The sequence below is a fragment of the Thalassoglobus sp. JC818 genome (assembly GCF_040717535.1).
In the GTDB taxonomy this organism is placed as follows: domain Bacteria; phylum Planctomycetota; class Planctomycetia; order Planctomycetales; family Planctomycetaceae; genus Thalassoglobus.
On record NZ_JBFEFI010000007.1, the window covers coordinates 199,188 to 218,582 of the forward strand.

The following is a 19,395-nucleotide window of genomic DNA, read 5'->3' on the forward strand; positions in this document are numbered from 1 at the left end:
GTCGAGGGTTCAATTCAGTCCAAACCGGCGACGGATCACCCAGTCAACGGTAAGTCCCAGGATGGCAAGGCACAGAATTTCCCATCGATTCCAAAGTGGAAGAATTGTCGTTTGTGCGGTGCTTCGATCTGGACCCTCGGGAAGTCGCTGAAGTAGTTCCTCCAGTTCATCGGGAGTCTGAAAACTTCCTCCGCTCACGTTTGCCAGTTCTTCCAGAAACGAACTGTCCATCGCTTGTGAGCTCAACTCGGCGTCAAAGGGGCTGACTCGAAATTGCCTCCTCAGCGGAGAAAGTCCGTCTTTCTCCGAGACGATCGTCGCTTCGTAGGTTCCCGGGGAGAGGGAGGAGAACTGGTGCGCGTAGATGTGGTCGATGTCAGACGTCGGTTGAAGATTCAATTCCGCGATCAGCGAGTCCTCTTTCGTCAATCGAAGCTGCGGCGACCGACTCTCGTCGAATTCGCCTCCACGGTCGAGAACGAGAACATCGATCGGCTGATTTGTGAATGCCTGTTCGGGATTGATCAACAATTCTACCGATGGCAACTGATCCGCCATTCGCATCTTCGCAGAGTATCGCACAAGTTGCGACCAGAATTGCCGGTAGAGTTCTCCCTGCATGAGGAACTTCCACCGCCATGAGTCATCAAATGAGTGTTGAATGATCTGCCCTCGCCCCAACCTCATCGAGACGCTGAGCGGAAGGCTTTGGCTCTCTGCCGACTCGCTGTTTCCCTGAAGGAGAACGATCGCTGCAGGATGGATCTGCATGTCGACCGAGTGCGGATAAACGACCGGCAGATCTTCCGACGCATTTTCTTGGATCGATCGTGGAAGCATGCGTTGTGCTCGCCCTTCAGCCGTCAGCGTCGGAATGACTGCGATCCGATTATTCGAATCGACAGACCCGATGGGCATCATGGGCAGCAGCTTGGAATAGGGGAGAGACTCCGAATCGGCAGACAACGCACTCCGCCCGGGAATGAAGATCAATCCACTGCCGGTTTTCTCGACATACTCCGGCAATGCATTCCAGAAATCGGACGGAAGATCATCTTCGACAATGTCGCCAATGATGACGGAGTCGTACTCAACGAGTTCCTCAAGCGTCCTTGGCGGGGCTAAGATCGCGGTTCGATCTTCGTTGACGTATTGAGCGTCGCTGGAAAGCAAAAGTGTTCGAAGAGTGATGTTCCTGTCTCTTTCGAGAGTTGACTTCAGCCGTCGAAACTCCCAGCGAGGAAGTGAGTCGATGAGCAAGACGTTGATTGTAGTCTCACGTCCGTACACAGAGATTGAGCGAACGTTGTTGCCAACTTCGACTTCTCCGGAATGCGGAATGATCGAAATTCGAAAAGCGTTCCGCCCGACCTTCAAGTCAGGAATCGTCAAATCGACGCTTGTTGTTGTCTGACCGGGATCGATTTGAAATTCGGTGCTATCAGCAACTTCGTTGGTACCGTCGTGGATCAATTCGATTGTTGCTGGGGAACTCGTCGCTTGATTGGATTCAATATGAACCCGGAGGTCGATCACATCTCCGACAAAACCAATCGGTTCGACGTCCACGGAAGCAATGATCAAGTCGACTGCTTGTTCAGAGTTTCCGGTTCCCAGCACAACGAACGGAGACGAGAACCCATTGAGGGAATCGCGAAGAACTGATCGCGTGGTGGAACGTCGCTCAGAAGTCGATTGGCTGGTCCGAGTGATCAACTTCGGGACTTGATTTCCATCTGAGAGCAACAGGACAGCTGCGGGCGGGCGACCCTGATAACTCTCCCGGAGTGATCTCAGCATCCCAAGCAGGTCGGTCGTCCGTCCGGTTGAATTGAGTCCATTCACGTTCTCCTCGAACTCGCTGGTCACAGCGATTCGTGTTGGACCATGCAGACTGGAGTCAAAATTGAACAGATCAATGTTGTACTCATCTGTCAGTCGCTGGGAGATGTTCAGCGAGGGTGCCGAGAAGACTCTCTGCACCAATTCGAGCCGCGATAGATCACCTTCGAACGCGTTCAGGTCGGATGCCACCGATCGAGGAAGATTCACAGCTCCGTCACGATTTTGCATGCTCTGCGACGTGTCGATCACAACCGCTAGCGTTGCTTTTCCGAAGGTTAGAACTTTGAGACGAACTTGCAGGAGCAGCAGCGCAAGCATGACGCCCACCAGCAGTCTGCTCGCGAAGCTGAGAATTCGAAGACGCACCGGGAGCGAACGAGTGGAGACCACGGTCACCCAGACCAAGCAAACAATCACAGCGAGAGCGGCGAGGTAAACGCTCCAGACCTGCCAGTTCCAAGACGCTTCTAGCCTCAGCGAATATCGTCCGCCGTCGACAGCATTCCAACCGGGAATGTTGAAGTAGCGAGCGATCAAATTGTTGAGAAAGTGGTTCACCCTTTGAAGGTAGTCCAATTCCAGTATCAAGAGCTACTCAGAATGAACTCTCGAATCCACCGCCAATCGTTCTCAATCAGCTTGGAACTCATCAAACAAAAAAAGAAGGCCCCTGTGATCACAAGAGCCTTCTTTCGTCGTATTCAAGATATCGCTGCGTCAGCTCGACAACCGGGGGTTTTTTCGTCTGCAAGTGGTCGTCAGCGATTCAGATGATCACGGGAAGAGGAAAATCAACCCGGTGTAGACGCCGGCTGCTGTGGCAGCAGCTTTCTTGTTCCAAGGAATCCGGTAACACAACTTAGGAGCACAATCGCCTGGGCGGTAATAGCCGAGAGCGTAATCCTCATCCCAAACCGGATTGAGCGCCATCTGATATGGAAGACCGATCAATTGAACTCCGAACTTTCCAACCGAGACAAACGGCTGCATCCCCAACGGATAAGTGTGCCCGTAACGTTCAAGTTGCACGTCTTCGAAGTAAAGTGGGTCGCTCGCGAGATTCGATGCCATCCATTGGTAGTGAGTCGTTCCGTAGTTTCGATTGAAGTCACCGGAACTCGGAAGTGGCTGGTAGTCAGCCAGTTCGGTTTCAGCCACACCTGTTGGTGAGTAGTCGTAGAACGGTTTGATCTCGCCAATTCTCTGGAATGAAGGAAGCTTCTGACCGGCATACGGATCAGGCAGCGGAGATGAATCACCTCGCTGTGCGACCATGACTGCGGAGTCAGGTGTTCGTGTGTTGATCACTGCTTCCGGAATCGGCAACGATTCAACAACTCTTCCCTGAGATGCAGGGTTTGTCGCGTAAGGATCGGGAACCAGAATCTCTGCACCAACTTGTGGCTCGGAGTTCATTTCGACAGGTGCCAGCCGATTCGACTGACTGCTCTCCCGAAAGAGAGAGGGAGTCGTTGCGGAACCACTTTCAGCACTCTGGAGCGGAGGATCAGCAACAGTCGGAGGACTGTATTCGCCGACGGGAGCAGCCTTCGGAAGTTCGGGAGGCGATTGACTCTCACGATTCTCGTCCTCTGATGCTTTTCCGGGGATCCAGTTCTCCTTGACCTCTTCCCATCTCTTCACTGCGGACCGCTTAGAAAGGCGATCAAGTGGAGAATCGGCAAAGGTCAGCTTGCCTCCCAGAATCAGGAGGAGAAGAACCGGCACACCGAGAATACAAAGTTGGCGGACGACGTCGGTTTCCCGGGCGCGACACAAACTAATTGAGGTCACCGGTTGAATGCTCGGTCGTATAGTTTGGCGCTTCTTGCGTGATGGCAATGTCATGCGGATGGTTCTCCCTTACCGTTGCCGCTGACACTCGAAGGAATTGGGCTTTCGTTCGCAATTCTTCAATCGAACGAACACCGAGATATCCCATCCCAGCTCGTAGCCCCCCTACGAGTTGATACAGCAGGCTTGTGAGGGGGCCTTTGTACGGAACGCGCCCCTCGACACCTTCTGGTACTAGTTTCGGCGTTCCGCGTCCTTCATCTTCAGTCAGGCTTTGCCGATATCGTTCACTACTCCCTTTCACCATCGCTCCCAGAGAACCCATTCCGCGATAGCGTTTGAAGCGGCGTCCTTGATAGAGAATCATCTCGCCAGGGCTCTCGTCGAGTCCCGCAAGAAGACCTCCCAGCATGACCGTAAATCCACCAGCAGCAAGAGCTTTAGTCATGTCGCCGCTGTAACGGATGCCGCCGTCGGCGATGATCGGAACGTCCGTTCCCTGAACAGCTCGGGCTGCACTGGCGACAGCAGTCAGCTGGGGAACACCAACGCCGGAAATAATTCTCGTCGTACAAATTGAACCGGGGCCAATACCAACTTTGATTGCGTCGGCTCCAGCGTCGAGGAGTGCTTTGGCTCCATCGTATGTCGCGATGTTTCCCGCGATGACGTCAATTCCCCATCGTCTCTTAATTTCCTGGACTGTTTCGATCACATTTTTTGAGTGCCCGTGAGCGCTGTCCACAACCAGCACATCGACTCCGGACTGGATAAGTTGTTCAGCCCGCTCGATGTCATGAACGCCCACGGCTGCCCCAACTCGAAGGCGGCCGCGAGGATCTTTGTTCGCCCACGGGAATCGCAGGTTCTTGTCAATGTCTTTGATGGTGATCAGACCCTTGAGCTGATAGTCATCGTCGACGAGAAGAAGTTTCTCGACGCGATTCTCTCGCAGAATTCTCTCAGCATCTTTGAGGTTGGTGTCTTCGCGGGCGGTGATCAACTTTTCTTTTGTCATCACCTCTTCGACGAGTGTTTCTCCGGAATCGAGAAATCGCAGATCGCGGCGAGTCAGGATTCCCTTCAGCTTTCCCGAAGGATCTGTGATCGGAACGCCGCCGATGTTTCGAGAGTCCATGATCTCGATGGCTTCCGAAACTCGGGCTGTGGGCGGCAACGTGAGTGGGTCGACGATGACGCCGTTTTCGCTTCTCTTGACTCGATCAACTTCGAGTGCTTGCTGCGCGATGGAGAGATTCTTGTGAATGATTCCGATCCCACCTTCCTGAGCCATGGCGATCGCCATTTCGCTCTCGGTGACTGTGTCCATGGGACTGGAAACGATCGGCAGACTGACCTGAATGTTCCGAGTCAACTTTGAAGAGACATTCACTTCTCCGGGCATCAGTTCGCTGTAGGCCGGGACAAGCAGAACGTCGTCGAAGGTCACTCCAGTTTCTAGAATTCGGTCGTGCATTTCTCTCTCCTCCTGGTTGGTCTTGTTCTGCTGTCATCTGGCTGTGGCGGGGGATGACTGAAAAGTCTCACGTTGGTCAGTCAACGCGGGCCACGTATTTGGTCGAGTCTTGGACGGCTTTTATGGGCCTGTCACTTGTGCCGGATCGCAGAAATCACTTCTGGCTTATTCCGGCGATGTGAGTCGTGTCTGGAACCGATTTCCCAGAGCGACAAGCGTTGGAACGTCGAGTTGTTCCGCTCTTAATGTTGGGGACAAGTCCATCTCTGACAGCAAGTCATCGACGTCCTGCTTTGTCAGCTGTTTTCGATACATCCCCACGAGGACGCTTCGCATAAACTTTCTGCGAAAGCCGAACAGTCTTCTGATGAAATCCTGAAAGAAGGCCCGGTCGTGGATTTTCTCGCGGTGTTTCTCGTTCGGGACGATCTTCATGATCGCGGAATCGACTTTCGGACGCGGCCAGAAAACAGTCGGGCCGAGTTGCTTCAACATCTCGACGTCGCACTGAGATTGCAGCCAGACAGAAAGTGCTCCGTAGTGCGATTGTTTAGGGCGAGCCTGCATTCGCAATCCAAGCTCGTACTGAATCGTCACCACCATTCTGGACCAAGGGATCTCTGTCGCCACGAGATTGGAAATGACCGGCGTGGCAATGCTGTACGGAAGATTCGCCACGAGTTTGAGTGACATTTCCGGCGACTCATTCAATCGACGGTTGATTTCCTCAATGATCTCAGGTGCAAATGTATTCTTATTCTTGAGTGCATCCTGACGAATCAGCGTGACGTTGTCGTACGGTGCGATCGCATCGGAAGCGAGCAGATGCATGTCACGGTCCACTTCGACCGAGATGACATGTCCTGCTTCACGAGCCATAAAGGTGGTCATCCCACCCGTACCTGCTCCGATCTCTAGCACGAGGTCGTTCGAGTTCAGTTCCGCGTTTCGAACCACGAACTCGATGATGTTCAGGTCAATCAGAAAGTTTTGTCCCAGGTGAGTCCGGGGGTGAAACCCGTGCTCCTGAAACTTCCGCATGAGATGAGATCGTGTTTGACGTTCCGTATCAGACATCGCATTGTTTCCGCGTTATTTCACGGCTCCTGTCAGCATTTTTTCCATATACTTCCCGACAATATCCGTTTCGATGTTCACTCGATCTCCGACTTTCCGTCGACCGAGCGTCGTCACTTCCAGTGTGTGAGGAATGAGTGCCACGCTAAAGCGATCCGCTTCGACATTCACCAGAGTCAGAGAGATCCCGTCGACCGCGATTGATCCCTTAGCCACCATTTGTCCGGTGAGATGCTGCGGAACACGGAACCACATGTTGACCCATTCGCCTTCTGTCTCAATCGCATCAATGAGGCCGGTTCCGTCGATGTGCCCTTGTACGAAATGTCCGCCCATGCGATCCGTTGGTCTTAGCGAACGTTCGAGATTAACTGGAGTTCCGACTTCGAATTCGCCCAAATTCGTCTTCGACAGGGTTTCCGAGCCTGCTTGAAACCACAGGCTCTCCCCGTCGTTTCGAATCACAGTCAGGCAACATCCATTGATAGAAATGCTGTCGCCGATTTCAACAGACTCGAGATCGCGCATTTCAGATTGAGGCGAGATCGAGAGGACAATTCCCGGTCCGTCAGGTTCTGTTGAGATGACAGTTCCGATTGCTTCAACCAATCCGGTAAACATTTTGGACTGTATTCCAGTTTGAGTTTCGAGGCGATCAAGCGGTTCGTCAGCAATGATGTTTGGGGCTCGCGGTCCCGATTTTGTGTCGAGCTTAAAACAATTCAGCCCGAAGCAAGACACGCTGAGTGCGAATCTCGCTTCGGGCTGAATTGGATGAACATTATGTACCGTTCCATTTGCCAATTATGACAACATGCTTGCCGGTTGTCCAATCCATGAAGTTCGATCAGTCGACTTCACGAGCGGACGGAAGCTGTCCCGATGGGGATTTCAGGAAGGGGTTGGAGATCGGTCAAACGTCAACTGCGGAGTCGTTGAACAGTCTCGCTAATGATCTGAACAGCTTCTTCGATCTCGTCGATGGTATTTTGCGGACCAATCGAAAACCGAAGTGATGAGCTGTAGATCTCCGAAGGAAGCTGCATCGCGAGAAGAATCGGAGCTGGTTCTGAAGATCCACTGGCACATGCACTGCCATGCGAACAGCAGATCCCAGCCAGGTCGAGTGCGACGAGTAAAGCATCTGCGTTGCATCCGGGAAAAGCAGCGTGCAGAGTGTTTGGGAGTCGGTGCTCGATGCATCCGTTCACAACAAACGGTTCGCACTGTTTCGCAAGTCCTATCTCGAAACGATCGCGAAGAGACCGCAAGTGGGCGATGTGTTCGTCCATATGTTGATGAAAGATTTGCATCGCCTTCGCCATACCAGCGGCAAGTGCGACACATTCTGTTCCGGCGCGTCGTCCCTGTTCCTGATGCCCTCCCAGCGATTGCGGAATGACACGAGTTCCATCTTTGACAATGAGCGCCCCGATCCCGCGCGGTCCGCAGAACTTTTGAGACGCGATTGACATCGTCGTCGCTTTAAGATCTCGAAACGACACGGGAATCTTACCGACCGCTTGCACCGCATCGACATGAAACGGAACGCCATTCCGTTCGCAGTATTCGCTCATCGGTCCAAGATCGAGAACGGTTCCGGTTTCGTTGTGCGCCAGAAGCGCCGTGGCGAGAATCGCATCATCCCACGGAGCCGCGGTCAGCGAATCCTGTACAAGTTGGCCTCGGTCATTCAATTGCAACCGATGCTTTCGCGATCCCAATTTCGTCAGGCGTTTGACCGCCTCTTCAGTCGCTGGGTGCTCCGCTGGAGGCAGAATGATCGTGCCTTTTCGTCCGGCAGCTAAGCCAGCAATGGCCAGATTGGAAGCTTCGGTTCCGCCACTCGTGAAAACGACTTCATCTGAAGAGCAGTCGATGATCTCGGCGATCATTTCTCGAGAGTCTTCGAGAACCTGCCGAGCCTTGCGACCGGCAGAGTGTCGACTTCCCGGATTTCCGTAAGCCACCCGAGAGACGCGCGTCATCTCTTCAAGCACTTCCGGAGCGACCGGAGTTGTCGCGTTATTGTCCAGATAAATCATCTCACCAGCGTATTCGAGCTTGTGCCGCTTCCAGTCCATCAATGTCGCGAAGGCACTTGCAAAGAATGACCTTCGCGAACTCACACGAGCTGTCTGAAAAGAATCCCTTATCCACGTGCTTCAGCGAATGCAATTCCCTCAACCAGTTCAACAGCGGTTGTGATGACCAGAAGACGACTAAGGATTCTCAATGTTCGAACGGGTTCTCACCCGTTGAATCTGGAAAGAATCAGCGAGATGTTTTGTCCGCCGAATCCGAAGCTGTTGGACAATGTCGTCGTGACAGGCTTTTCCCGAGTCGTATTTGGAACGTAATCCAAATCGCAGTTCGGGTCGGGAGTCGTGTAGTTGATCGTGGGGGGAAGGATGTTGTCTCGCATCGAAAGCAGGCAGACAATCGCTTCCGCACTTCCAGCAGCTGCGATGAGATGGCCCATCATGCTCTTGGTGCTGGAAACGGGTGTGTCGTAGGCATCCTGGCCGAGTGCCTGCTTAATCGCCAGAGTCTCGACTTTATCGTTCACAGCCGTGCTCGTTCCGTGAGCGTTGATGTAGTCGATCTCGTCGGTGTTTTTGCCAGCGTCTTTCAAAGCCATCTTGATGCAGGCCGTTCCGCCTCGACCCTCTGGATGAATGTCGGTGATGCGGTAAGCGTCTGCGGTTGAACCGTATCCAAGAACTTCGCCCAGAATCTCAGCCCCACGTTTTTGGGCATGTTCGAGTTCTTCGAGGATTAGAATTCCCGACCCTTCACCGAGGACGAATCCATCGCGATCTTTGTCGAATGGTCGCGAGGCAGCTTGAGGATCGTCATTTCGAGTTGAAAGGGCAGTCAGCAAGTTGAAGCCCGTCACACCGAATGGATGGATCATGCTGTGTGATCCTCCGGACATCATGATGTCCGCATCTCCCTGACGGATGATTTCAGTCGCTTCACCGATGGCCTGACTGGAGGCGGCACATGCTGTCAAACTGTTGAGATTGGGACCTTGTGCATTGAACAAACTCGCCAGGTGACCGGCCGGCATGTTTGGTTCCTGCTCCCGTTCTTCATTCGGGTTGAGTCGTTCCAACCCTTCTCGCGTGAAATGCTCCATGTCGAACTCACCGTTCTTCTGAGCATTCGCAATCAGCTGCATGAACAGGAAGAAGTCCTGCTGTCCTTCACCTGCTCCAAGATAAACTCCAAATCTTGTGGGGTCGTAGCTGCCTTCTTCCAGCCCGGAACATTTCATTGCCTGTACGGCAGCTCCGATCGCAAAGCGAATATTTCGTCCGCTGTAGTGGAAGCGTTCCGGATTTGAGATGTAATCACCGAGATTGAAGTTTTTGACCTCTGAGGCAAACTTCGTCGGGAAACCGCTCGCATCGAAGTGCGTAATAAAGTCGATGCCGCTACGGCCCTCTTTGAGCGAGGTCCATGTCGACTCCACATCATTTCCAACTGGAGTCACACAACCCATTCCGGTAATGACTACACGTCTACGCATCTTCACAGTTCCTGTCTTGACGTCGAGGTGATAACTCGGTGTTCCGTACCTGGTTATCGATCGTTTCAGAAGCGGTTCGCCACAGGCTTTTTCGGATCATCTGGAAAGTGATGGTCCCCAATGTCTTGGCTGGCTTCTTCAATTATTGATGATTCTGTCGCTGTCGAAATTTCCAGCTGTCAGTTGCCTGAGATTATAGCGGCACGACAGAGAAAATGAGAAGTGCCGTCTTCCTGGCAGATGCACTCTCAGGTCTCTTCCGAAGTTGGCCTGACAGATCGACTGATCATTTGTAAACTTGTTCGGCTGAAGGCTGACAGGAATCTAACCGTTTGACAACTGCTTTTGCGACAAGAACTTGAAATATGGACAACCCTCTCTTCACTCGAAGCATTGCCATTTTGCTCACTTTTTTTCTGGCGTGTGAGTTGGACACCTTCGCTGGAGACTGGCCGCAATGGCGCGGACCGATGCGAAACGGGCATTCTGAAGAAGAACTCCCTGTTGGCTCAGAGCTGATACTGCCCACGGTTTGGGAAACTTCGGTGGGGACTGGCATGTCGTCGCTGGTGGTCAGCCAAAACCGTCTCGTGACAATCGGGAACGTGGATGACCATGACATTGTGCAATGTCTCGATGCAACAACTGGCGATTCTCTGTGGCAGCACCGATACCCGGAACCGTTGGACCCGAACCTGTTCGAAGGCGGACCGACGTCGACGCCGCTCATCGTTGACGGGACTGTCTACACGATTAGCCGACAGGGGAAGATCTTTGCTCTCGGATTAGAGAGTGGCCTCGTTCAGTGGGAGTTTGATGTCCTCGAAGAACTCGAACTGAACGTTCCCACCTGGGGATTTTCCGGGTCTCCGCTTCAGTACGGGGAAACAGTGATTTTCAACGTGGGCAGCCACGGACTGGCTTTGAATCGTCAAAGCGGCGAAATCGTCTGGCAATCGAACAACGATGAAGACGCTGGTTACACATCGCCCACAATCTTCGAGTCCGGCGGGAAAGATTATTGCTTGATCGTTTCCGGGAAGACGTTCAACGTCGTTCGCCCGGAGTCTGGAGAAGTGGTCGCCTCGGAACGCTGGATCACGCGCTACGGAATCAACGCAGCCGATCCGATCGTGCTCGACGAGGAACATATTCTTCTCTCCTCCGGATACGGAAAGGGGACTGCTTTGTTCCAGTTTGACGACGAAGAGCTTTCACAACTCTGGAGAAATCGCGATCTTCGCATCCAGATGAGCCCGGGTGTTCTCGTGGACGGAATCGTTTATGGAATTGACGGTGATGCTGGAAATGAGTCCGCCCTGGTGTGTTTGAATCCAATGACTGGAGACGCCTACTGGAAAGAAACCATTCCCGGACCTGCCAGCTTGCTGGTCGCTGAGAACGCGATCGGGATGCTCGGAGAATCGGGTTTGTGGACCCAGTTTCGCAACAGTAAGGAGGGTTTTGAGTCTCTCGGAGAGAGCGAAGTGAACTCGACGAGATGTTGGACTCCACCGGTTCTCGCTCATGGACGGCTTTACACACGGAATGCAAACGGCAGAATCGTCTGTTCAGATGTGCAGGTTTCTGCTGCGGAAGGCCAGTAGGATGCATATTTTTCTGTTTTTGTGATGATTTTCCAACAGCACGATGCGGCGTGGTCGTAGAAATGGAAACGGAAATCAGATGAACGGGCAGCCCATGACTCCGAATCGATCACTGACCGACGAATATGACATTCTGGTGGATGCCGGATCGCAATCGAGTGATGCTCGGTTGGTGGAAGAAACGAAAAAAGGGAACAAGCAGGCGTTCGGCGAACTCGTTCAGAGATACGAACGCCGACTGATGCGTGTGATTGGCCGCTTCGTTTTCGACCTCGATTTAATCGACGATTTGGCTCAGGAAACCTTTATCCGAGCATACGAGCGATTGGACCAATTCGATCCCTCACGACGATTTTCGCCGTGGCTGTTTCGAATTGGAGTCAATCTGGCACTCGACCTGCACCGTCGACGAAAACGTCGAGTGTGGACAATCATGTTCACGGATCGATCAGCCGATCGATGGATTGAGAACCCTGAAGCAGATCCGCGAAACGTCCGTGATCTGCAGTTAGAAGTTCAGGCGGTCATTCGAGAGATTCCTGAGAAGTACCGAACGGTTCTGATTCTGAGAGATATGGAAAACTTCTCGACGTCAGAAATCGCTGCGATCCTCGACCGGAAGGAAGCGACAGTTCGCTGGAGGTTGGCCGAAGCACGGAACCGATTTCAGGAGCTTTGGGAAAAGAGACAAAAGCAAGAAGCGGAGTGAGTGAGGCGAAAGCGGTCGCGACAGGAAGTGCGGCGGTTTTGCAGTTCAGAGGAATCCAAAACAGCCTCTGAGACTTTGGATGTGAGTTCGCGGGAATCAATCGATTCCCAGTCGAGAGAGAATTTGAGAACTTTTCATTGTTTTCACAATGAGTTGCCATAATAGGGATGATTTCAATTCATCGGCCCAGTTGCCAGTGGATGTTGAACAGAGAAGTAACCATGAATTGTCACGATGCAAAACGTTTGATGGCGCTGCGACTTGGTCGCGACGAAGCCGATCCTGCGGATTGGGAGCAGGCACGTCGACATGCATCAACATGCCTTGAGTGCCGGAAGCATTTCAAGCAGCTCAAGAGCGCGATGACGGTTCTTGAACAGGTTGATACCGAGTCAACCTACGAAGTCTCAAAGAGCCTGTGGCCAGAGATTGAAAGTCGACTGGCGAATCAGCCCGGTCGTCGCAGTACGTCCGAACGCTCGAAGTGGATGCCGGTTGTCTCCTTAACGGTGGCTTGCATGCTGTTTGTCGTGGTCTGGTTTGTCCCAGCCCAGAATCCAGCTGGCAACTCACACGTCCCCGGGATGGGCAGGGGAATGGGCCCGATTCCAGGAGCCTTCGACGGCTTTCACGCTTCCGACCAAGCATCGTCGGAATACGCTCATAACAAGGTGGAAGAAGACGATCGTTCGCTGTAACGCTCTTGCGAATGTAGAGTTTCACTCTTCAAGAGTCGATTTCTACGACTCTACTATCGGGGCAAAGACCCCTCTAAGAACCGGGCGCTTTTGAAGAGGAGAACGCGTCGCGGGCGCTTCTTCATCTATCGTCTTCTAGAAACGGGCGGTTCGATCTCTTCGCTTCGCTGACAATAAAGCGAATGACCTTGAAGGGGCGATTTCACGCGAGTTGAGAGACAGCTCGAAACAGCCCTATTGCGGGAGTCTACAGCAGTGTGGGTTACAAGGACCCGCTTCCGGCGGAGGGCAGCTGTCTCCGAGGACTGGAAAGCTGTTGCCTGACACTCTGCCAGCTGGGGCGCTGATTAGACGTTCCAGCTTCTTGCTGCTGCAATTGGGACAGGCGGGCTTTTCGTTGGAGCGAACCAGCACTTCAATCTCTTGGTCACATTGTGTGCAGTGATATTCGAAAGTTGGCATTTGTCGTTGTTGTTCAGGAACTGAATTGGAAGCGGTTGACAGAAAAAGCCTGCCGATCGCACGTCGCGACTGGCAGGCTCTATTATTTTCCAATCTTGCCGTAAAGCAAGACTCTCGGATTACTTTTCACCGATCGCGTACAACGTGTCTTTCGTGGTGATGTAAAGAACACCGTTTGCGACGACTGGAGTACTGTAGACCGAGCTGTCCATCAGGTTTTCTGCGAGCAGTTCCATCTCTTTGCCGTGAGTGAAGACAGCGATGTCGCCGTCTTCGTCACCGATGTAGACTTTCTCGTCCACGATCAATGGGGAACCCCAGGCAGCGGAGAACATGTCGTAGTTCCAGTAGGACTTTCCGGTTTTCGCATCGAGGCAGTGGAAGATTCCGGAGAAGTCAGCGATGTAGAGCAGGTCATCTTTGATGGCGACTGTTCCACATGTGCGGTGCATCTCTTCTTCGAACTCGATGTCCCCGTCGCCGTTGGTATCGTCACCGGTGTAGTGCCAGACAACAGCGGAGTTTGGGTTCTCTTTGACCGACTCTCCCTGATCGGGATGAATTTTCTGCAGTCGGCGAGTTCCATCGTTTTTGAAGTCGATTTCGTTGCCATCTTTGTCAACAGCAAGGGTCGGGCTGACGTCGCCACGTTTGGTGGGATCGATACACCACAGGTGACCGTTTCCTTCCCCGTGTTCAGGGTCTTCACCGACTCCGATGTAAACGAGGCCATCGTAAATGACTGGAGTTCCAATGAGGTGATTGCGTTCGCTTCGACCGCTGACTGAGTACATCGAGTCTTTTGGGTTGCTGTCGAATTTCCAGAGCAGCTTTGCACCACCATTCCCATCTCCGGCTGGGTCGAATGCGTAGAGCCAGCCATCACCACCACCGAAGAAGACCATCGCCTGGCCGTCGATGACTGCATAGGAAGGAGATGACCACTGTCCGTGAAGGATGTTGAGGCCGGGAGAATTGTCGGTCCACAGGACTTCGCCGGTGTCGCGATTCATCGCAATGAAGCTGGCAGCGTTTGGCGAGGGAATATTGACGTGAGATTCATCGACACCGTTCGAGGTGTTCACGAAGAGAACATCGCCGATGCAGGCAATTGAGCAGTTACACATGTTGTGCTGTGACACGCTCAGTTTGCCCATCATGTCATATTTCCAGAGAATGTCGGCTTCGTCTTTGTTCTCGTTTCCTTCAGCTGTGAAGGGGCCGTCATTTTCTCCGTCGAGGAAACCTTCTGCATCGAGGCAGACGACTTCTCCGCGGCTGCTCACAAACCAGACGCGATCACCTTCTGCGTAAGGGGCAGCACAGATTCCCTGATCTGGCCAGTCGTGAACACGACCGGTGGAGAGTTTCTGGCTGGAGTGTTGCCACTTGAATTCCCCTGTTTTCTCATCGATGCACAGCAGCACACCGAGGTCGACCGATTTTGGAAAGCGAGCAAGATATCCGTGGTGGTTGTTCGTTCCGACGTAGATGTTTCCGTTGGCAACAACGACGTTTCCGTACGTTTGTGAGCCGAGTGGTGTTGACCAGATGACTCCGTCACCGGCTTCCACGTCAAACTCAGTCAGGATTCCGGTCTGCGCGGAGACGTTGTTCTTGTGGCTCCATCCACCCCATTGAGGCCAGTCGCCTGACCCAACGTCCATCTTTGAAATCTCTTCCTGGGCAGCTGCAACAGAATCGTAATCCTGGGCAGAGCAGACCGTCACCAACAAGCTGAATGCAGCCGAGTACTGCAGAAACTGAAAGAAGCGGGGCATAAATGAATCCTTTGGTGGCAATTTCGTCTCTTACCGAATTCTGTAGAAAATTGAACGAGGATATCAGCGTCGAATCATTTAGTTGTTTCGGATCACTGAGAGGTTGTCGTAGAAGATCTCTGCATCCTTGGCATTTCCGAAGAAGCCAGGACTTCCGATTGTGTTCGGGACTTCATCGACACCTTCGATCATCCATTCCGAAGGTTCCTCTTCGCCTTTTTTCCAGACTTTACCTCGCAAGACTGCTTTGTTGTCTTCAACGGCAGCAGAGAACTTGATGGTGTACCACTGGTCGGCTTCCCATGAGAACGGGACGTTCACGGAGAACCGGTTCAACTGAGGCGTCCACGTTCGCATCTGAATTTGCTGAGAAGCGCCCATCAGGTCGATCGTGTAGCGTTGAGCAATCAAACCGATGTCCGGAAGTTTTCCGTTCCGTTCGAAGGCGTAAACATCTGACTGAATGGTGTAGTCATGCAGATCAGGATGGCCAATCCAGCCTTGGCTGCGGGCACCCTTGGGAATTGTTGTGATCTTGCAGAGAACACCGTTTCCGTCGATGCGTCGTGGACCTCGCTGAATCGTGAGGCGTGGTTCTGCAGCAAAAACACCTTCTTCACTTGTGGGACGATCCCAAGTGGTCCAGTCGGCTGATGCAACGACTTTCTCGTCGATGAGTCGCTGAAGTGAGCTTCCCAATGCTGCTTGGGCAGCTTCCACGTCTTTCGGGCGATTTGCACCATCGGCAATGTTGAGGAACTGCAGAAGTGCGGACCAGCGAAGCTGTGGCGAGCTGTCGTCAAAGACGCGTTTTGGAGCAAAGTTCTCGAACTCAGACATCAGATAGATATAGAGATCGCTAGCCATCGGATCGTCTTTGCGGAGCGACATCAACAGGTCAAAGTCGAGCGGCACGTGACGATAAGCCATTCCGATCCATGGAAGCGGAATCTGGCCGTCTGAGAAGTCGAACGCCCATGGGAGTTCAGGGATTGTTCGAACGCGAGCCTGCGTTGTGAGGTTTCCGACCTTCGCATTCACGATTGTCGCAACCGGCTGATCAACATCTCGGCCGACCTGAAAGAGTCCGTAGTCGTCAATGCTTCCTGGACCTGTCAGTTCATACTGAACCTCAGCAGCGGCTGCCATTCGGACGAATTGCCCGCGATCGTTGTAAAGTCGAACGTGGAAACCTTGTCGGTATCCAGGGCGAAGCAGGAGTTCGGCTGGGACAATTTGAGCCTCAGCTGGATTGTTCGGGCCGCTCGGTTTTGTTTCCGCAGGCATCGGCGGAAGCGGATCGATTTCGACTTCAGCATCCGGCAGCCCGATGCAATACAGGTTTCCGGTCGTCGGGATGAAGATGCGTCCCTCGGAAACGATGGGCGAACCGTGAGCCTCTTCTCCGCGTTGGAAACGGAACTTGTGGATGATATCAGCGCCGGTTTCGGTCGGCGTCATGATGTAACCCCGTCCGTTGGCTTCGTGAGCGTAGATCTTGCCATCGGCGTAAAGCAGATTGGCTCGCATCATGGTTCCCATTCGAACCGGGTCTCCGAGCGATTCACCAGTGTCGGCGTCGAGGCAGTGAAGTTTTGCACGGTCGTCAGCGACGTAGAGTCGACCATCAATCATGATGGGACTGGAACGACCATTGAAGATTCCAGTCTTGCGCCAGATCTCACCAGTTCGTGTGATGTCTCCTCGCTTAGTAGCGTCTATGCAGAAAACCGCGCCCATGTCGGTTGTGTCAAGGTTTTCTTCACCGTGTCCGCAATAGACTCGATTGCCAACGACGAGAGGAGCCGTGTTCACTCCACGTCCACTCACGAAGTAGCTCCACAGGATTTTTCCTGTACGAGGATGCATCGAGTGGATTCCCCCGTCACCAGAGGCGAAGATCATCTGAAGTTCGCCGTCGATGACAGCTAGGACTGGAGCACTGTAAGTCGTGTCGTCCGGCAGGAGTGAAGTTCCGTTCATCCAGACGGGCACGCCATTTCGTTTGTCGAACGCAATGAACCGGTGAGCAGGTTTAGCGGTGTCTCCCCAACCGATTGTGACTGCGCTGATGATCACATTGTTTTCGTGAACAATCGGGAAGTTGGTTCGACCACCATAGGTGCTGAGAAGACCAAACTCTTCGTGCAGGGACTTGTACTGAGGGTGTTGCCACATCAGCTGTCCGGTTTCGCCGTTCAGGCAGCAGAAGTATCCACACACGCCAAGTGCGTAGACGTTTCCGGTTTCTGGATCACAAGCGACGCTGGACCAGCCAATTCGTTCTGCCGGGACATCACTCAGATAAACGTTAAAGACATGTTCCCAGACAGTGCTTCCGGTTTCTGCATCGATGCAGACGACCTTCTCGCCCATCAGAGCTTCATCTTCGGGGTTCGCTGTCGTCAGAGCGTACAGCTTTCCGTTCATCAGCGTTGGAGTGGCACGGATTGGAATTTCCTGTGCCCAGACAACGTTGCTCCCTTCGCCACCTTCGGGATCCCATTCGGCGGGAAGGTTCTTTTCTCCCGAAACGCCACTGTAGGCAGGGCCTCGCCAATAGGACCAGTTTTCTTCAGCGATGGAGATGCTGCACAGCGATGTGCAGAACCCGACAAGGAGAGCGGTAGATGCAATATTTCGTATCATTCGACGACTCTTCTGAGTGGAACCAGGATGTCTTAGGGGAGATCGAACTTGCTCATTGTGGCAGGGGCGTGAAGTCATATTCACGCTCTCCTAAACATAGTGAAGACGCATCGCGTCGGCAAGGAGGGAACCTGCCGACTATCAACTCTTGGAATCCAATTCTTCACGCCCAGCATCGATCGATTCAACTCAATTTCATCCCGAATGCCGTTAAATCTTCATCAACGGATCTCCTCACGTTCCTTGCACATCGGGACACGCTGAGGGAAAATCAGATCGTACATGATGGCGTCTCAACGTGATGATTTGCTCTCTGTGAGGATTTTGTTCTCAGGCGTCCGAAAGCACGTGGGAGTAGTCATCATCGGTGACGACGCTGATCCGAGAAACCAAACAAGTTGACTGCTTTGCCAGATCAGGAAGATGGGGAGATTTCATTGTCGTTGAAACAGAAGTTGCGACAGGGCGAGTTGGTCAATGTCTTTGCGGTGAGCCGTCTCTATCACCCAAATCTGATTGAGGTTTACGGCTTTCACGGTGGATTCGATGGATTCTGGATCGACGCTGAGCACGCCGATTTTTCGACTCAAGACATTGAACACGCCGCAGCGGTCGGACGGTCGCATTCTCTCGACTGTTTCGTCCGAATTCCTCCAGATGACTACTCGTTGGTCACACGCTGTCTGGAATCTGGAGCGACTGGTGTAATGGCTGCCCAGATTCAATCCGCCGAACATGCGGAACAGTTTGTCCAGTGGTCGAAGTTTGCTCCTCGCGGCAATCGTGGCCTGAACGCGGGATGCTATGACGGTCGATTTGGAACGGTTCCTGTCGCTCAATTCTGTGCAGAAGCCAACGAACGGTCGTTTGTTGCGATCCAGGTCGAGACGATTGGGGCGCTTCAAGAATGTGAGGCAATTGCAGCGATCGAAGATGTGGACTTGCTCTTCATCGGGCCATCCGATTTGAGTCAAGCATTGGGAGTTACGGGAGACTTTCTGCATCCAAAATGCTTGGAAGCAGTTGAGAAAATTGCTGCTGCCTGTCAGAAAAACAACAAAGCTCTCGGGGCAGTGACGACCAATCCAGAGCATGCGGCAATGCTGCGAAGTCACGGATGTCAGATGCTTTCACCGACGAATGATGTGCGAACATTTCAGGCAGGCGTCAAAGCTGTTGCGGAGACCTTCCGAGACTTCTTCTAAGGCCCGTTGCCTTGTCCTTGTGCACTTGCTCGCCGACTCTCTCATTCAGAAGCTGAGTTTGCACGTGCGAGATCGTGCACAAAAAAATTAGAAAATGCTCTAGCGGCGGAGTCATCGAAGAATGAATTCAAACGAATCGATTCAATCTTTCCTGGCGGGTGATGTCTTCGCAGTCGCAGGAGCATCCACAGAGCGACACAAGTACGGAAACAAAGTTTTGAGGTGCTATCTTCAGAACGATCGAACCGTCTACCCGGTGAATCCCAATGCCGATGTTGTTGAGGGATTGGCTGCGTTTCCGACGTTACAAGACCTACCTGAACCGGTTCACGGTCTCTCGATCATTACTCCGCCGGCAGTGACCGAACAGATCGTTGAAGATGCCATTCAAGCTGGTATCAAGCACATTTGGATGCAGCCGGGAGCCGAGAATTCAGCCTCCGTGGCTGCTGCACAAGAGGCTGGTATTAACGTGATCGCGGGCGGACCGTGTCTTCTCGTCGTGATGGGCTACCGAGAGGAATGACTCACAATCTCGGCAGCAAGGAAAGTAATC

The 19,395-nt window shown here is 52.9% G+C and carries 15 protein-coding genes; 5 read left to right on the forward strand and 10 right to left on the reverse strand.

Annotated elements, in window-relative coordinates; all coding sequences use genetic code 11:
• Positions 1–9 precede the first annotated feature (9 nt).
• The 7 genes from AB1L42_RS18730 to fabF all read right to left on the reverse strand — a co-directional run bounded on the left by AB1L42_RS18730 (position 10) and on the right by fabF (position 9,728).
• The gene (locus AB1L42_RS18730; protein ID WP_367059599.1) at positions 10–2,403 is read right to left on the reverse strand and encodes a hypothetical protein; all 2,394 of its coding nucleotides are present in this window, start codon (positions 2,401–2,403) and stop codon (positions 10–12) included.
• 216 nt (positions 2,404–2,619) lie between these two features.
• Positions 2,620–3,639: a hypothetical protein gene (locus tag AB1L42_RS18735; RefSeq protein ID WP_367059602.1), complete on the reverse strand. Its 1,020-nt coding sequence runs from the start codon at positions 3,637–3,639 to the stop codon at positions 2,620–2,622.
• A complete protein-coding gene (gene guaB / locus AB1L42_RS18740; RefSeq protein ID WP_367059605.1) occupies positions 3,626–5,116 on the reverse strand; it encodes an IMP dehydrogenase in 1,491 nt (496 codons plus the stop codon). Before guaB ends, AB1L42_RS18735 begins: the two co-directional genes overlap by 14 nt.
• Positions 5,117–5,281: 165 nt before the next feature.
• Positions 5,282–6,193 (reverse strand): 16S rRNA (adenine(1518)-N(6)/adenine(1519)-N(6))-dimethyltransferase RsmA, encoded by a 912-nt coding sequence (gene rsmA, locus AB1L42_RS18745; RefSeq protein ID WP_367059608.1) that lies wholly within the window; start codon positions 6,191–6,193, stop codon positions 5,282–5,284.
• Between the two features lie 15 nt (positions 6,194–6,208).
• Positions 6,209–6,814, reverse strand: coding sequence for a riboflavin synthase (locus AB1L42_RS18750; RefSeq protein WP_367059611.1), 606 nt, complete (start codon positions 6,812–6,814; stop codon positions 6,209–6,211).
• 299 nt (positions 6,815–7,113) lie between these two features.
• Entirely contained in the window at positions 7,114–8,277 is a 1,164-nt protein-coding gene (locus AB1L42_RS18755; RefSeq protein WP_367059614.1) for a cysteine desulfurase family protein, read from the reverse strand.
• A gap of 167 nt (positions 8,278–8,444) precedes the next feature.
• Positions 8,445–9,728, reverse strand: coding sequence for a beta-ketoacyl-ACP synthase II (gene fabF, locus AB1L42_RS18760; RefSeq protein ID WP_367059617.1), 1,284 nt, complete (start codon positions 9,726–9,728; stop codon positions 8,445–8,447).
• A gap of 365 nt (positions 9,729–10,093) precedes the next feature.
• On the opposite strand from fabF, the gene AB1L42_RS18765 reads away from it, so the two are divergent.
• From AB1L42_RS18765 to AB1L42_RS18775, 3 genes are all read left to right on the forward strand, one after another.
• Positions 10,094–11,335, forward strand: a complete 1,242-nt coding sequence (locus AB1L42_RS18765; RefSeq protein ID WP_367059620.1) for a PQQ-binding-like beta-propeller repeat protein — start codon at positions 10,094–10,096, stop codon at positions 11,333–11,335.
• Between the two features lie 79 nt (positions 11,336–11,414).
• The gene (locus AB1L42_RS18770; protein ID WP_367059623.1) at positions 11,415–12,044 is read left to right on the forward strand and encodes a sigma-70 family RNA polymerase sigma factor; all 630 of its coding nucleotides are present in this window, start codon (positions 11,415–11,417) and stop codon (positions 12,042–12,044) included.
• Between the two features lie 221 nt (positions 12,045–12,265).
• A complete protein-coding gene (locus AB1L42_RS18775; protein WP_367059626.1) occupies positions 12,266–12,742 on the forward strand; it encodes a hypothetical protein in 477 nt (158 codons plus the stop codon).
• Between the two features lie 234 nt (positions 12,743–12,976).
• Here AB1L42_RS18775 and AB1L42_RS18780 read toward each other — a convergent pair whose 3' ends face one another.
• The 3 genes from AB1L42_RS18780 to AB1L42_RS18790 form a co-directional block, all read right to left on the reverse strand.
• Positions 12,977–13,204, reverse strand: coding sequence for a zinc ribbon domain-containing protein (locus tag AB1L42_RS18780; RefSeq protein ID WP_367059629.1), 228 nt, complete (start codon positions 13,202–13,204; stop codon positions 12,977–12,979).
• Positions 13,205–13,323: 119 nt separating this feature from the next.
• Positions 13,324–14,985, reverse strand: a complete 1,662-nt coding sequence (locus AB1L42_RS18785; RefSeq protein ID WP_367059632.1) for a PQQ-binding-like beta-propeller repeat protein — start codon at positions 14,983–14,985, stop codon at positions 13,324–13,326.
• A gap of 78 nt (positions 14,986–15,063) precedes the next feature.
• Complete coding sequence (locus tag AB1L42_RS18790; protein WP_367059635.1) at positions 15,064–17,634, reverse strand: PQQ-binding-like beta-propeller repeat protein; 2,571 nt, start codon at positions 17,632–17,634, stop codon at positions 15,064–15,066.
• 407 nt (positions 17,635–18,041) lie between these two features.
• Between AB1L42_RS18790 and AB1L42_RS18795 the strand changes: the two genes are divergently transcribed.
• Positions 18,042–18,839 carry an aldolase/citrate lyase family protein gene (locus tag AB1L42_RS18795; RefSeq protein ID WP_367059637.1) on the forward strand — a complete coding sequence of 266 codons (798 nt, stop codon included), beginning with the start codon at positions 18,042–18,044 and terminating at the stop codon, positions 18,837–18,839.
• Between the two features lie 121 nt (positions 18,840–18,960).
• Complete coding sequence (locus AB1L42_RS18800; protein WP_367059640.1) at positions 18,961–19,365, forward strand: CoA-binding protein; 405 nt, start codon at positions 18,961–18,963, stop codon at positions 19,363–19,365.
• The last annotated feature ends 30 nt before the right edge of the window (positions 19,366–19,395 follow it).